Here is a 14,710-nt window from a genome sequence, read left to right as displayed (position 1 = left end):
CCCGATCACGGTCAGTGCCTTGGTGCCGCTGTTCGCGCCGTGCCGCTGCAAGGTCAACCGGCGGTCCACGAGTCCGGCCAGGCCGACTCGCTGCGCCAACACCGCGGCCGGCAGCAGCCCGGCGGACGGCACGAGATTCGGTTCGTCGAACCTCACGGACACACGCGCCAGGTCATGAGATGCTCGCACTCGTCAGATGCCTTCCCTGCGCGGACGTGGTGGCCTCAGCAACCGACATCGTTCCTGCTCGGAGGGCATTTGATCTTTCAGGCGCGCCGTAGCCCACGAGGCTCAGCGGTGGATCCGGGCTAAGGAGCCGTCCGTGTGCACCGAGTCGAGCATCCCGGGCCTCCGGGCGCCGGACGGTGGTGCTGGCCCGCTACGCCCGCAACAAACGCCTCGGCGACGCCGTCCACCAGTGGGCGTTCTGCGCCCTGACGAACTCACCCGGCGCCCGCGCCTACTACGACACCCTGCGCGAGCGCGGCACCGGCCACCACGCCGCCCTGCGACAACGTGGGAACCGGCTCGTCGGGATCCTGCACGGCTGCCTGAAGACCCGAACCCGCTATGACGAGACCACCGCCTGGGCCCACCGCAACATCGCCGCCGCTTGACATCGCTACGCCATGGGATGTCTGACCCGAGCCGCGACACCTGCGCATCGCCGGGCTCTCGCATGGCGAGAAGACCGGACGCGCAGACAACCGCCGCAGGCTTGGCCGCGGCCGGAGGTGCGTCATGCTGAAATACGTATATGGCTTCGATGAGGGCAGCAGGGTGTTCGACGAGATCGGCCTGCTGCCGCACGCGAACGCCGGCGCGCTGAGCCAGGATGAGCTCACGCGGCTGCGGGCGGTGTGCCCTTCGCCGGGGCCCGGGCCGGAGGTCGTGGCGGTTGCCCGGCTGGCCGACGAGCTGCGCACCGCGGCGGTAGGAGACACCGTCACCTACGTTCGTGACCGCGACATCAACTACACCAACGTCTGTGCTTTCCGGTGCGCCTTCTGCGGTTTCGCCAAGGGTCCGCTCTCGCTGAACCTGCGGGGCCGGCCCTACCTGCTCTCGCCCGGCGAGTTCGCCGAACGCGCCCGCGAGGCCTGGGACCGTGGCGCCACCGCAGTCTGCCTGCAGGGTGGGATCCATCCGAGTTTCGACGGCAGCTTCTACCTCGACGTGACCGCGGCCGTGCACGCCACGGTTCCCGAGCTGCACATTCACGGCTTCACCGCGCTCGAGGTGACCGAGGGGGCGCGGCGGCGCGCGGCGCGGCCCCACGTGGCGAGAGGTCGTGCTGGTGCATGCTGTCTCCCGGATCGTCTATCGCGGCGCTAACTGGAGGCGGCTCTCATCCGCTTGGCCGTGTCGAGAACGGAGCTGATGATCGCGTCGTATCCGGTGCAGCGGCACAGGTTGCCCGCGAGCCAGGTACGTGCCTCCTCCGCCGTCGGGTCGGGGTTCTCCTCCAGCAACTCTCTCGCCGAGATCAGCATTCCCGAGGTGCAGAACCCACACTGCAAGCCGTGGTTCTCGGAGAAGCACGCTTGCAGCGGGCTGAGTTCCTCTCCGTCAGCCAGCCCCTCCACGGTGGTGATCGAGGCGTTGTCGGCCTGCACCGCGAACATGAGGCACGAGCGGACGCTCTCTCCGGAGAGGGATACCGTGCATGCGCCACAGACGCCCTGCTCGCATCCCAGATGCGTTCCCGTCAGGCCGCACTCGCGCCGGATGAAGTCGGCCAGCGTCAGACGTGGCTCGCACTCCCGAACGTAGAGCTGCCCATTGATCGTGACCGAAACGGTCTGCTTCGCGTTCATCGAAGAGGCTCCTCTGTGGCATGCGCTGCCGCTCCCGATCCGTTGGGCGATGCCGTGCGGATGAGTTCGAGCAGCCGGGGCGGCGTGATGGGGAACCGCGTCACGGTCACGCCCAGGTCGCGCAACGCATCGTCAACCGCGCTGGCCACGAGCGACACGCCCGCGATGGTTCCCGCCTCGCCGACGCCCTTGAAACCACCGGGGATGTGCGGCGACGGCGTTTCCTGGTGGTAGAAGTGGAAGTTCGGGGTCTCCGCCGCAGTGGGCAAGAGGTAGTCCATGAAGCTGGCCGTGCGCAGCTGCCCCTCGTCGTCGTAGACGAGTTCCTCCAGCAGCGCACCGCCGAACGCCTGCGCCAGCCCGCCGGCGAGCTGCCCATCCACGAGCATCGGGTTGATGACAGTCCCGCAGTCGTGGGCCTGAAGGCAGTCGAGCAGGGTCACCACGCCCGTCTCCCGGTCGACCTCGACGAGAAGCGCGCTGAACCCGTAGGAGGTGGCGACGTTCTCCGGGTCGTAGACGTCGACCTCCTCGAGCGTGGCGTCCTCGTCATCGGGCAGCTTCCCGTTCAGCCGGCGGTAGGCGGCGTCCCCGACCTCGCGCATCGTGACCGAGCGTTCGGGCACCCCCTTCACACCGATCTCGCCGTCGACGATCTCGAGGTCTTCCGGGGCGCATTCGAGCAGGTGGCTGGCGATACGCAACACCTTGGCCCGCAGCCGGGCCGAGGCCCGCAGGATCGCCGCGCCACCCAGCGCCGTGGCTCGGCTTCCGCCGGTTCCGTAACCGGTATAGGGGCACGAATCCGTATCGCCGGTGACGATCGTCACATCGTCGATGGGCACGCTGAGCGCATCAGCCACCAACTGGGCGTAGCTGGTGTGCGTCCCCTGCCCCATGTTGATTTGGCCGCTGAGCACCGTGACGCGACCGGTGGAGTCGATCCGGACCACTTCCTTGTCGAAACCCGAGTGCTGTAGCCCGACGAGGTTGAGGATCCGGCTGGGCCCGTAGGCCGAAGGCTCGATGTGGAAGGAATACCCGATCCCGAGGGAGCGGCCCTCGCGGCGCGCGGCCCGTTGCCGGTCGAGCCAGCCGAGCTCGGTGATCTTCGCCAGCGCCAGGTCCATGCACTCGGCGTACCGGCCACTGTCGTAGGTGAACGCCACGCCGGTGAAGTAGGGGAATTCCTCGATGGTGGGGAAGTTCTTGCGGCGGACCTCGGCGCGGTCGAGGTTCAGGCGGCGTGCGGCCAGTTCGATCAGCCGCTCGTGAACCAGGTTTGCCTTCGGCACGCCCCAGCCCCGGTACGAGCCGTACGGCGGCCGGTTGGTCATCACGCCCTTGATCGTGACCTGTAGGTTCGGGACCTTGTAGGGCCCGGTGACATTGACGACCGACGCCCACGGCGGGCCCATGCCGACCGTCCCGAGCGCGCCGCCGAGAACACCGTAGCCGGTTCCGCGCATCCCGAGGATCGTGCCGTCGCGCCGCAGCGCCATCTCGTACGACAGCCGCATGTCGCGGGCCTGCGAGGTCGCGAAGAAGCTCTCCGTCCGATCCTCGAGCAGCTTCACCGGCCGGCCCGTCCGCCGCGACAGGACCGAGGCGATGACCTCCTCCCCGTAGAAGTCGAACTTGCTGCCGAAACCACCGCCGAGGTCGGGGGTGAGCACGCGGATCTTGTGGATGGGGATGTCGAAGACCTCGCCGAGCAGGTCACGGGCGAGGTTCGGCGCCTGGCCGGAGAGCCACAGCTCCAGCGTGCCGGCGAAGGTGTCCCAGCTCGCAATGCATCCGCGGGTTTCCAGCGGGCAGCCGAACGCGCGGGCATGGTCGAAGGTCTCGCCGACCACGACATCGGCCTCGGCGAACGCCTTCTCCACGTCGCCCGCGGTGTAGGTCAGCTCACCTGCGACGTTGTCCGGCCAGTCGTCGTAGAGCAGGGGGCATCGTCGGCGAGCGCGGCGTCGAGGTTGGCCGCGACCGGCAGGGGCTCGTACTCGACATCGATCAGCTCGAGGGCGTCCTCGGCCACGTAACGGTTGACCGCCGCGACCGCCGCGACCGCCTGGCCCACCCAGCGGACGCGGTCGGTGACCAGCGCGAACGTCTGAGCCAGCCGCTGCCCGGGAACCGGTTTCCAGATCACCGGCTGAACGCCGGCCACGGCGGCCAAGTCGGGGCCGGTGAGCACATCGAACACCCCCGGCAGCTCGCGTGCTCGGCTGGCATCCACCCGCAGGATCCGGCCGTGGGCGATCGGGCTGCGCAGCACCGCGGCCTCCAGCATCCGGGGCACGGTGACGTCGTCGATGTACCGTCCGCGGCCGGCGAGCAGGCGGGGGTCCTCGGTCCGGGCCATCGGCCGCCCCGTGTACTTCCCTGTATCCGTCCGGGTCATGCCACCGCTCCTCGTCCGTCGGTCGATCGCGACGCGGCACCCTGAATGGCCCGCCGGGTCAGCACGGCGGCCATCTCCCGCCGGTATCCGGCCGAGGAGTGCACATCGTCCACACTCTGGGTCGCCGCGGCGACGGCGGCCGCCTGCGCGACGACATCCTTGGTCAGCGGGTTGCCGACCAGGAGCTCCTCGGCGGCCCGGGCTCGCCCCGGCGACCGCGAGCCGCGCGGCGCTGCACCGCCCGTCGTTGCCGACCGTCAGCGCGACGAACACCGCGACGATGGCGAAGTCCCCATGTCGTCGGGTCAGCTGCTCGACCGCGCATCCGGTCCCTGGCGGCTGGGTCGGGATGCGGATCTCGACGAGCAGTTCGTTGGGTGACAGCGCGGTGTCCAGGAAGCCGACGAAGAAGTCCCCGGCCGGCACTGTCCGCGGCCCGTCCGGGCCGGTGAGCACGAGCTCGGCGTCCAGGGCCGTCAGCACGGCAGGGATCTCTGCCGCCGGATCGCAGTGCGCGGCGCTGCCCCCGATGGTGCCTCTATGGCGGATCGGCACGTGGCCGACGAACGGCATCGCCTCCGCCAGCAACGGCGCCGACTCGCGAACCTGCGCAGAGCGCTCCACCGTGCGATGTCGGGTCAATGCGCCGATCAGGAGCTGGTCGCCGTCGCGTCGGACGTAGTCGAGCTCGGAGAGCCCATTGACATCGACGAGTATCGACGGGCGAGCGAGCCGCATGGCGAGCAGGGGAATGAGGCTCTGGCCGCCGGCCAGGACCTTGGCTTCTTCTTCCTGGTTTGCGTCCAGCACCTCGATCGCGTCGGCGACTGATTCGGCGCGGTGGTAGGTGAACGGTGGTGGTTTCACGGCAGCTCCAGTCTCATCGGGGCGAGCAGGTCGGCAGGAGCCGACCGCGGCGGACGTCCCGTCGCGGATGCCGGGGCCCGGCCCCGCAGGGACCAAGCCGAGATGGTCCCCGTCAGCTCTCCCGCATGCCCTCGCTGGTGACCCGCAGCGGCGTGATTCCCGGGCCGCCGCCGAGCCCGCGCTCATTGCGGGTGCCACCGAGTCCCGGCCGCGGCTCGTCGGGGTCGGGCATCGGAGAGCAGTGGAAGTGCCACATCTTCCAGACCGGGTTCCCGTTGCCGTCATCGCGCTGGTAGATCTCGGTGGCGCGCAGACCGAACGGGTCGTACTCGACGCCATCCTTGGTCTCCCAGGTGGCCGAGCCGGTGCCGGACGAGCCGATGACCCGCATCGGGAAGATGCCCTCGCAGGCGATCCAGGCCATGTCACCGGAAATCGTCAGGCGCATGATCTCGATGTCCGGGTAGGCGACGATGTCGAGCTCCTTCTGATAGTGCTTCCAGAGCTCGACCTTCTCCTTGATCCCGAAGTAGGGATGGCCGTTCAGGTTGAACATCAGATAGGAGTCGCCGGCCGGGTAGACCGTTTCCATCAGCGGGATCACGAGCTGGTGGTTGGCCTCCCACCAGTTCTTGTGCAGCGTGAGAATTGCTTCGCGGTCCTTGTCGAGGTCCGACATCGTCCGTCCTTTCTGCCGCTCGGACCGGTCGCCGGGGTCGGCGCCGGAAGGTCTCACGGGGGGAGCAGCTTCTCCAGCTCCGTGGGGTCGCGCGTCCACATGCCCGCGGCTGCGAGCTGGCGCAGCAGCTCGGCGGCACGAGGATTGGCCCGTCCGGCCGAGACGAAGCACGATCGGGCCGCATCGGTCCGCCCGGCGCGCGCCAGCAGCAGGCCCTTCCAGACCGTGGGCTCGCCGTTGCCCGGGCCGACGATGGCCTGCGCGCGATCCAGCTCACCGAGGGCGTCGGTGAGGGTTTGCTCCGCAACATCGAACTCGCCGACCAGCAGTCCCGGGGTCTGCAGCAGCCGCAGCAGGCCGGACAGCGCCTGCGAGGCGGTGAGCAGCCGGTCCAGTTCGTCCAGCGGCCGGTCCGCGTCGTCGACGCGAAGATCGACGACGACGTCGGTGCTCAGGTCTCCCGTCGCGACGATGCGGACGACCCTGAGCGCGGCGGCCTGCTGCCCGCGAAGATCACCACCCTGGGCCTCGCCGGCGCGCAGAGCGGCGATCAGACGCTGGGCCAGCGAACCAGACGCCCCTTCGAACTCCTCGGCCATCGCCGTCCACACCGAAGGGGAGGAAACGAGATTGGCCTGGGTGCGGCTGTGCTGCCGTACGCAGTGTCCGGCATGGCCGATACACCCCGTTCCGGTGTGCGTGGCCCCCGCACCGGACACGCTGAGCATGGACACCTGCCGGGTCGGCGCGCCGGCGTCGTCGGCGAGCAGCGACTCGAGGGCCTGCTGCGGGGAACACCCCTGCGCCATCAGGGACAGGCCGCGCACCCCGTAGACGGGCTCGACGAGGGACTGGCTCGCCACGACACCCACCCCGGCCTGGGCCCACGGGACGCAGCTGCCGACGGCGAAGAAGTGCGACTGCACGGCGACGCCGATCTCGCCGGCTTCCGGATCAATGGCAAGGATCGAGTAGGTCACGGGAGGTCCTTCGCGCCCTGCCCGACCCGTGGAATCACCTGCGAGCCGGCCTGGAGGACGAGTTCCCTGCCGCGCTCGAACGGGGCCGGGAAGAGGATCACCGAGCCCGAGCCGGCCTGGAGCAACGCATCGATCTGGGCGGCGCATCGCGGCCCGTCCCCGACGACCGCGAGGTCATCGAGCCACTGGTCGGGCATCTCCGCCGCCACCCGTTCTGCACCTCCGGCAGCCAGCTCGGCCAGCTCGTCACCGATGCCATAGATGCTGATCAGATCGGTGCCCTGCATAACTGTCAGGTAGAAGGCAAGGGTGGGCCGCAGCGCGGCGCGTGCGGCGTCGACGTCGTCGTCGTGGCAGAACAGCGCGAAGGTGGCGATTCGCTTGCGCCCGGTGTCCGGGGCCGTGGCCGACCCCTCGTCGAGCAGTCGCCGGGCCCACTCGACGTAGGCTGTCCCGCTGGTCACCGACCCGACCAGGCCGTCGGCGATCCGCCCGGTCTGTTTGATCGACTTGGGGCCGACGGCGCCGATGTAGATCGGTGGGACGGGCTTGCACGGATGGGTCAGCCTGATCTCGTTCATGTGGTGGGCCCCGTCGAGGCTCACCGTCTCGCCACCCAGCAATCGATGGACCGACTCGACCGTCTCGCGGATCGCCCGCAGCGGTGCCTTCGGCATGATCCCCATCTGGTCCAGCCAGGCGGGTAGGCCGAGCCCGATACCCGGCCAGAACCTTCCGGGGTAGATCTGGGCGAGTGTGGCGAAATCCAGCGCCTGGATGGACGCGTGCCGCGTGACGGCGGACTGGATCCCCAGCCCCACCGGGATCGTCGAGGTGGCGGCCAGGGCGGCGCCGGCGCAGACGACGCCGCTGGTGTACCACAGGTCCTCGGTCAGCCACAGCTCACCGAACCCGCTGCGTTCGGCGAGGGCGGCGAGCGGGGCGATGTCCGCGGGGGGGATATGGCTTCCGATGAGAAGTCCCACCGGGCTGCTCGGGTTCATGTCACTCCGTAGAAGATCGGAATTCCGCCACGGCACAGGTCAGCTCGCCAGGGTGCGTTCGGACTGCGCGAAATGGTGATCGAGCAGGACGGCCACCCGTCCGGGGTTCTCCAGCATCGGCATATGCCCGACATCGGGCATGAGCACCTGCTCAGTGCGCAGAACTCGCGCCATTTCCAGTCCCAGAGCGGGCGTACACGTCGCATCGTGCTCCCCGGTGAGGACGAGCGCCGGAGCGGTCACTGTGGCCGCCCGCTGTGTCGAATCGGAGGTCACCGTCGCATACCAGACCCGCTTGACCGTCTCGACGTCGTTGGGGTTCGCCAGCCTGAGCCCCAACTCGATCGTTTCCTGAGGACACTCAGGGCCGAAGGTGATCTCCGGGAAGGCCTTGCGGAACGTCCCGGCCACCCCGAGTTCGTCGAAGGTGTTGAGGACCGCGGCCACGTCGACGCCCGTGAAGTTGAGGGAGCTGCCGATCCCGGTGACCGAGGCGACCTGCCCCGGTCGGCTTGCGGCCAGGCAGCAGGCGAGGGAACCACCGAGCGAACCGCCGACGACGTGCACCGGGCCCGAGACGCCGTGCGCGTCGAGGAACGCCTCGCAGTCGCTGAGCCATGCGTCGAGCCCGAAGTCACCCGCCGTGTCGGACGTGCCGTGCGCCCGCAGATCAGGCAACAGGCAGCGCCGCCTCGGCCGCAGTCGCTCGACGACGTCGGCCCAGATCCGGCCCTGCATGTTGATGGGATGGATGAACAGCACAGGGAACGTGTCGTCGGCAGCACTCGCGGTGACCCAGCCGGTGATCCGGCCCGCAGGTCCGTCAACTTTCACCGGCTCGAGCACCACGTGTGTCCCACCGCGATGGGTGGGGCGGTCGTCAGCCATGCCCCGAGCTTCGCCGCGGGCGGCGGGCCTGCCTATCCGTCGTGGGGCGGGACGAGGATGAACCTTGGCTCAACCGTTCGGTGGGGCGGCGGTGAGTAGGCTAACGCAGCAGTCCCCGGCGCATGGCGACAGCCACCGCCGCTGCCCGGTCGGAGACCTCGAGCTTCTCGTAGATCCGCTGCAGGTGGCTCTTGACCGTCGCGACGGTCAAGCTGAGCTCGTCCCCGATCTCCGAGGCGGATCGTCCCTCGGCCACGAGGCGCAGGACCTGGACCTCGCGGGGGCTCAGCAGCGGGCGGTCGACGAGTGCACGACGGGACTGGATCTCGCGGGTCAGCCCGGTCTGGAAGGCGATGGGAATGACGCTCTCGCCACGGGCCACGGTTCGCACGGCTTCGAAGATCTCGCCTGACGTCGACGCCTTGAGCAGGAAGGCGCGGGCGCCGCGACTGAACGCGTCATAGACCGTCGCGCTGTCGCCGAAGGCCGACAGGACCACGACACCGGTGGGCAGACGTTCGGCCTCGACGGCCTCGAGCACGGCCATCCCATCGAGGTCGGGCAGCCGCAGGTCGAGGATCGCCACCCGCGGGCGGATCCGGCGGATGGCCTCGAGCGCCTCGTGGCCCCCGGACACGCTCGCCACCAGTTCGAACCCCGGCTCGCGCAGGAACTCGCGGGCGAGGCCGTCGCGGTAGACGGGGTGGTCGTCGGCGACCAACACGGTGAGCCGTTCACCCGCCCGGGATGAGTCCTGTCTCCCCAGCACCTTAGCCATCCGCCGGCTCCCGTTCCGTTTCCGTGTCGGCGTCGGGCACGAGCGCATGCACCGGTCGGTCGGCTGTATCGACGCAGGCCGAATCCCGTCGAACGATGGGTTTTCGATTCATCCCCAAGATCTCCGACCGGCGGATGGCCGAACCGGCCGACCAGCCGTAATGTCAGGTAACTCGGTTCGCGGGTCCGTCACGAGATGCGCAGGACCACGTTGCGCAACTCGCCCGCACCCGTCCTCGCGGCCTCGCCGCCCGCATTCACGAACCGTCGGAAGATCCACCCTATCGCCACCGGACACGTTGACCCGCATCGGCTCCGGCCCCGTCGCCTCTCCCCGTCATCGGTCCTACTCTCTCAAGGAGCAGCAGGTGAAGACCAGTTCTGACGCCATCCTGACCACCCACACAGGAAGTCTTCCTCGGCCCGACCGGCTTGCTGAGATCCACAAGAGACGGCAGGCCGACGAGAAGTTCGACGAGCAGGCCTTCCGCCACGAGATCGAGGCCGCGACCGTGGCGGTGGTGAGTCGCCAGGCCGAGATCGGAGTCAGCGTCGTCTCCGACGGAGAGATGTCGAAGGGCGACTACATCGACTACGTCAGCTGGCGGCTCGGCGGGTTCGGGGGCCGGACCCCAGCGGACAGTGCGTTCTACTTCAGCGACATGCTCGACACCCCGGAGCTGATCGACTTCACCTACCGGGACACGAACTTCAAACTGCCGGTCTGCGTCGAGGAGGTCTCCTATACCGGCCACGATCTCGTTCAGGCCGACATCACCGGACTGCGGGCGGCGATCGAGAAGTCTCCCCATCAGCCGGCCGAGGCCTTCTTGCCAGCGGTCGCACCGGGCCTGATCGCAATGTGTTTCACCAACCGGCACTACTCCACTTATGAGGACTACGTCTGGGCACTTGCGGAAGCGATGGCCGTCGAGTACCGCGCGATCGTCGACGCCGGTTTCCTGCTCCAGATCGACGCACCCGACCTGGCGTTCGGGGCCGACTTCTTCACCTGGATGCGGCCGGAGATCGACCGGCTGGGTCTGCGCGGGTTCCAGGAGCTCAGCGTCGCCGCCATGAATCGTGCGCTGGAAGGCATCCCGGCCGAGAAGGTCCGAGTCCACCTGTGCTGGGCGAACTACATGGGCCTGCACGTGAAGGACCTGCCACTGCGCGATGTCCTCGAGCCGGCATTCGGCATCAACGCGATGGCGATCGGTTTCGAGGCCGCGAACCCGGCGCACATGCACGAGTGGCAACTCTTCGAGGAGGTCGCGGTCCCCAACGACAAGGTCATTATGCCTGGAGTGATCGATACCAAGACCCATGTGGTCGAACACCCCGAACTCGTCGCCGAGCGCATCGTCCGATATGTCCGGTTGGTGGGCAAGGAGAAGGTCATCCCTGGCACGGACTGCGGGTTCGGCACCTTCGTCGGGCTCGGCACGGTGCACCCGCAGGCGGCGTGGCGCAAGCTCGAGAGCCTCGCCCGCGGTGCCGAGATCGCCACACGGCGACTGGCCAGGGCATGACTCCGGGTCCCGGGTCAAGGCCCGGGAGCCTCAGCCATCCGTGGAACCCCGAAGCATGTGCACCCGCCGCACGAGATCGGCCACGTCGACCGGTTTGGTGATGTAGTCGGCGGCCCCCATCGCAGTCAGCCGGTCGATCTGCGTGCTGGTCGCGTCCGCCGAGAGGATGGCCACCGGGACGTTGCGGGTCTGCGGGTTGTCCCGTAACGCGGCGAGGACGGCCTCGCCCGTCGTGTCGGGCAGGTGCAGGTCGAGCAGGATCACGTCGGGGCGTTCCCGTGCCGCGTCACGCAGACCCGCGGCACCCGTCCGCGCGATCCGCATCGTGACATTCGAGCACAGCGCGAAGGCGCGCCGGACCAGCTCCACGTTCGCGTCGTCGTTCTCGATGTAGAGAATCCCGGTCGGCGCGAAGGACGGTACGGTGAACGTCGGAGCACCACACCCGCCGAACACGATGGTGTGGGCATCCTGTGGGGCATCGGTCGCGGGCAGGTCGAGGTAGAAGGTGCAGCCGGGGCCGTCGGTACCGCGGAGCACCCCGATCCGCCCGCCCATCGCCTCGGCGAGGCTTTTCGACAGGGCCAGACCGAGGCCGGTCCCCTCGGTGCCCGAGCCCGCGGCCGCCAGCCGTTCGAAGGGGAGGAAGAGCTGGTCGAGGTCCGCTTCGTCGAGTCCTGGGCCGGTGTCGGCGATCAGATAGCGCAGCAAGCCGTCACCGGCCCGCTGGAACGACACACGAACCGTCCCGTCCTTCCGGTTGTACTTGATCCCGTTGCCCAGGACGTTGAGCAGGATCTGCTTGAGTCGCTGGTAGTCGGCGATCACGAACTCGTAGAGCCCGCCGTGCAGGTCGCACGACAACTCGACGCCGCACTGTCCGGCGAGCGGCCGCAGCAGCTCGATCGCCTCCATCAGCGGGGCCACGGCATGAACCGGTTCCGGTGAGAGGAGCAGGTGGCCGGCCTCGATCCGGGACTGTTCGAGGACATCGGTGATCAGTGCGAGCAGGTGGTTGGCCGCGCTGATCACCCGGTCCACCGATTCCCGGGCCTCGTCGCCCAGCGGCTGAAGCTGCAGCAGCTGGCCGAACCCGAGAATCGAGTTGAGCGGCGTGCGCAGCTCGTGGCTCATCCGCGACAGCAGTTCGCTCTTGGCCCGGCTGGCCCGTTCCGCCTCGTCGCGGGCGTCGCGGGCCGCGGCCTCTGCCCGCTTCAGGTCGGTGATCTCGGTGGAGATACCGGCGACGGCGACGAGCTGTCCGGATTCGTCGAACAGCGGAAACTTGACCGTCCGGTACGCGCCGTGCGGTCCCGGCGCCGGCTCCTCGAACTCGTGCGCGCGTCGGGTCTCGCGCACGAGTTTGTCGTTCGCGCTGAACGCGTGGGCGATGTCGGAGGGAAACACGTAGTAGTCGGTCTCGCCGACCACTTCGTCGAGCCAGACGTCGAAGCGCGATCCGAAATAATCGTTGATGTATACGAAGCGGCCATCCAGATCCTTGACGTAAATGAGGGCGGGGGACTTCTCCACGATGTCCTGGAGAACGCGGATCGAGTTGGGTAACGGGCCGTTGCCCGCTATCACCCGGTCCGTGCGGGCCTCGAAGGCGATGACCACATCGTGGGGTACGCCGTCGCTTCCCGGGACGACGTCGGCCCGCAGTTCGGCCCGGACCTGCCGGCCGTCGGAGCGCGTACAACGCGCTGCCGCCACGGTGCGCGGCTTTCCGGATGACGCCACCGCAGCGAGCATCTCGGCATGCCCCGGGGGGAGCTCGACGACCTCGTCGAACGGCTGGCCGACCAGCCGCGCGGCCGGCGCGTCGAGGAACTCGCAGAAGGCCGCGTTCACTTCGGTGATCCAGCCTCGCCGTGCGGTGTCGATCGAGACGACCACGAGGGCGCAGGGAGCGGACCAGAAGCCTGCCGACCGGCGGTTTTCTGCCGTGCCAGGATGTGCCGGGATCACGTCGAACTCCGTCACCGGATCACCTCCGTGCTGCGCTGCCCGGGGGAGGAGAGCATATGCGTCGGCGGACGTCCAGCCGCCGGCACGGGACACCCGGGGTCGGGACCTCGTCGACGGGGCGGTCATCGCCAGGACCCAGGTTCACCCGTCGCCGGGGACCTCAGCGGACCGGTGCACCTGCCGACACCTGGTTGGCAGTGCTCGCCTTTCCACGGCGCCGTCGAACGGCTGAAACAGAACGAGGACGTCCGGGAGCCAGCTATCCTGCCATGCGCGGGCATTTCGAGTGTGGGTGATCTCGGTCCGGCCGCTCTTCGCGGAACGACAGCTACGCCTGACCGACCTGATCCAGCCAATCCGGCCGTCAGGCCGGAGGGCATCACCGAGGGTCTTGTGCGTTCTGACAATTGGTTATCGAAGGCAAGAGTTGTCTGATGCTCAATCTGCCGTGTCATCTGTACAGCGGAATCGACGAAAGGGTCAAGCTCTGAGCGCGCTACCACAAGGAGTTGAGCATTCCGGAGATCCCCGAGAATCGTATCGGCCAGCTCGTCCTGAAGGACGAACTGGCCTGGCTCGCCGCGGAGGTATCTTCACCCTGCTGTGGCGGTCGACTACCGAGGACACGACTGCTCGACGGTGAGGCCCCCGTGCCACCCGCGGACTTCACCGCCGACAGGCTCGCCGCCGCCGACGAACTGGGCTTGGACCGCGTGGAAGACCTGGTCAACGCTCTCCGAGCCGACCGTGACCGGTCCTGATGGATGCGCCGACGCCGCCTGAACCCGGCGACGGACCGTCAGAGGCGGCGCCGAACACCCGGCTGGCCAGCAGGTCGTCCGGCTCGATCGTGGTGAGCGCGGCCAGGTCGACGCGCGGATCGGGCTGTTCGAGGAGCCGCCGCGCCTGCCGCAGACGGGCACGTTCCACGGCGTTACGGACGCTGCGCGCGTTGGCGAACCACGGCTGGCCGACCCGCTTGTCGAGATAGCGACGAAAGACCTCCTGCGCGTCCGGGGAGAACCGATAGCCCAGGGCCTCGGTCATCAGCTCACCGATCTGCGCGAGCTCTCCGACGGTGTAGTCGGGGAACGTGATGTGGTGGGCGATGCGGCTCTGCATGCCCGGGTTGGCCGCGAAGAACTCATCCATCCGCTCGGCGTAGCCGGCCAAGATCACCACGAGGTCGTCGCGGTTGTTCTCCATGACCTGCAGGAGGATCTCGATGGCCTCGCCGCCGTAGTCGCGCTCGTTCTCGACCTTGTACAGGTAGTACGCCTCGTCAATGAACAGCACGCCGCCCATCGCCCGCTTGATGACCTCCTTCGTCTTGGGCGCGGTGTGCCCGACGTACTGCCCGACGAGGTCGTCGCGGGTGACGCTGACGAGGTGGCCGCGGCGGAGGTAGCCGAGCCGGTGCAGCAGCTCGGCCATCCGCATGGCGACCGTGGTCTTGCCGGTGCCCGGATTGCCGGTGAAGCACATGTGCAGCGTCGGCTGTTGCGCGGTGACACCGAAGCGGGCCCGGACCCGGTCGATGAGCAGCAGCGCGGCGATCTCGGCGATCCGGGTCTTCACCGGCTCCAGCCCCACGAGCTCGGCGTCCAGCGATCCCAGCACCTCGTCGATGCCGGCCTCCCGCCGGGCCGCGGCCAGATCGACCACGGCCTCGGCGGGAAGCAACTCCGGCTCAGGAGCCTGCTCCTCCTGGGCAGGCTCCCGGCCGTTCCGGGATCCGGTGGCGTGCATCCCGAAGGAGGGGCGGGCGGCATCTTGCGGCACGCCCATCGG

At 68.6% G+C, this 14,710-nt stretch carries 12 protein-coding genes and 1 pseudogene; 3 read left to right on the top strand and 10 right to left on the bottom strand.

The features are described 5' to 3' along the window. Positions 1-347: 347 nt before the first annotated feature. Together G567_RS0122710 and G567_RS0122705 are read left to right on the top strand one after the other, a co-directional pair. Positions 348-617 (top strand): annotated as a pseudogene (locus G567_RS0122710) (IS110 family transposase); the annotation flags it as partial. Positions 618-741: 124 nt separating this feature from the next. Next, positions 742-1,335, top strand: a complete 594-nt coding sequence (locus G567_RS0122705) for a radical SAM protein (protein ID WP_084796368.1) — start codon at positions 742-744, stop codon at positions 1,333-1,335. Here G567_RS0122705 and G567_RS0122700 read toward each other — a convergent pair. The 8 genes from G567_RS0122700 to G567_RS0122665 form a co-directional block, all read right to left on the bottom strand. Continuing rightward, the gene (locus G567_RS0122700) at positions 1,332-1,817 is read right to left on the bottom strand and encodes a (2Fe-2S)-binding protein (RefSeq protein WP_028931767.1); all 486 of its coding nucleotides are present in this window, start codon (positions 1,815-1,817) and stop codon (positions 1,332-1,334) included. The genes G567_RS0122705 and G567_RS0122700 overlap by 4 nt on opposite strands. Further along, on the bottom strand, positions 1,814-3,703 hold the full coding sequence (locus G567_RS30715; protein ID WP_245585757.1) for a xanthine dehydrogenase family protein molybdopterin-binding subunit: 1,890 nt from the start codon (positions 3,701-3,703) through the stop codon (positions 1,814-1,816). The genes G567_RS0122700 and G567_RS30715 overlap by 4 nt, the downstream gene beginning before the upstream one ends. A gap of 17 nt (positions 3,704-3,720) precedes the next feature. Further along, positions 3,721-5,088: an FAD binding domain-containing protein gene (locus G567_RS37290; RefSeq protein WP_425414266.1), complete on the bottom strand. Its 1,368-nt coding sequence runs from the start codon at positions 5,086-5,088 to the stop codon at positions 3,721-3,723. A 112-nt stretch (positions 5,089-5,200) separates the two neighbouring features. After that, a complete protein-coding gene (locus G567_RS30705; protein WP_051233436.1) occupies positions 5,201-5,767 on the bottom strand; it encodes a YybH family protein in 567 nt (188 codons plus the stop codon). A 53-nt stretch (positions 5,768-5,820) separates the two neighbouring features. Continuing rightward, positions 5,821-6,747, bottom strand: coding sequence for a DUF1028 domain-containing protein (locus tag G567_RS30700; RefSeq protein ID WP_037057898.1), 927 nt, complete (start codon positions 6,745-6,747; stop codon positions 5,821-5,823). Beyond that, positions 6,744-7,751 (bottom strand): LLM class flavin-dependent oxidoreductase, encoded by a 1,008-nt coding sequence (locus tag G567_RS30695; RefSeq protein ID WP_037057897.1) that lies wholly within the window; start codon positions 7,749-7,751, stop codon positions 6,744-6,746. The genes G567_RS30700 and G567_RS30695 overlap by 4 nt, the downstream gene beginning before the upstream one ends. 39 nt (positions 7,752-7,790) lie before the next feature. Next, entirely contained in the window at positions 7,791-8,639 is an 849-nt protein-coding gene (locus tag G567_RS0122670; protein WP_084796367.1) for an alpha/beta fold hydrolase, read from the bottom strand. Between the two features lie 100 nt (positions 8,640-8,739). Next, entirely contained in the window at positions 8,740-9,417 is a 678-nt protein-coding gene (locus G567_RS0122665; protein WP_051233435.1) for a response regulator transcription factor, read from the bottom strand. Positions 9,418-9,784: 367 nt separating this feature from the next. Here G567_RS0122665 and G567_RS0122655 point away from each other — a divergent pair, with 367 nt between their 5' ends. Further along, complete coding sequence (locus tag G567_RS0122655; protein ID WP_028931764.1) at positions 9,785-10,948, top strand: cobalamin-independent methionine synthase II family protein; 1,164 nt, start codon at positions 9,785-9,787, stop codon at positions 10,946-10,948. Between the two features lie 30 nt (positions 10,949-10,978). On the opposite strand, the gene G567_RS32450 is transcribed toward G567_RS0122655, so the two are convergent. Both G567_RS32450 and cbbX read right to left on the bottom strand, forming a co-directional pair. Beyond that, complete coding sequence (locus tag G567_RS32450; protein ID WP_051233434.1) at positions 10,979-12,934, bottom strand: hybrid sensor histidine kinase/response regulator; 1,956 nt, start codon at positions 12,932-12,934, stop codon at positions 10,979-10,981. A gap of 711 nt (positions 12,935-13,645) precedes the next feature. Beyond that, entirely contained in the window at positions 13,646-14,707 is a 1,062-nt protein-coding gene (gene cbbX, locus G567_RS30685) for a CbbX protein (RefSeq protein WP_084796364.1), read from the bottom strand. Positions 14,708-14,710 lie beyond the last annotated feature (3 nt).

It is taken from the genome of Pseudonocardia asaccharolytica DSM 44247 = NBRC 16224 (genome assembly GCF_000423625.1).
Classification (GTDB): Bacteria; Actinomycetota; Actinomycetes; order Mycobacteriales; family Pseudonocardiaceae; genus Pseudonocardia; species Pseudonocardia asaccharolytica.
The sequence above is the reverse complement of the archived record's forward strand: the minus strand, read 5'-3'. Positions and strand labels throughout refer to the sequence as shown.

Bases quoted from the DNA above. Each gene is read 5' to 3' on its own strand.
- G567_RS0122665 (WP_051233435.1), bottom strand. From the start codon at position 9,417: ATGGCTAAGGTGCTGGGGAGACAGGACTCATCCCGGGCGGGTGAACGG.
- G567_RS30705 (WP_051233436.1), bottom strand. From the start codon at position 5,767: ATGTCGGACCTCGACAAGGACCGCGAAGCAATTCTCACGCTGCACAAG.
- G567_RS0122670 (WP_084796367.1), bottom strand. From the start codon at position 8,639: ATGGCTGACGACCGCCCCACCCATCGCGGTGGGACACACGTGGTGCTC.
- G567_RS30695 (WP_037057897.1), bottom strand. From the start codon at position 7,751: ATGAACCCGAGCAGCCCGGTGGGACTTCTCATCGGAAGCCATATCCCC.
- G567_RS0122700 (WP_028931767.1), bottom strand. From the start codon at position 1,817: ATGAACGCGAAGCAGACCGTTTCGGTCACGATCAATGGGCAGCTCTAC.
- cbbX (WP_084796364.1), bottom strand. From the start codon at position 14,707: ATGGGCGTGCCGCAAGATGCCGCCCGCCCCTCCTTCGGGATGCACGCC.
- G567_RS0122705 (WP_084796368.1), top strand. From the start codon at position 742: ATGCTGAAATACGTATATGGCTTCGATGAGGGCAGCAGGGTGTTCGAC.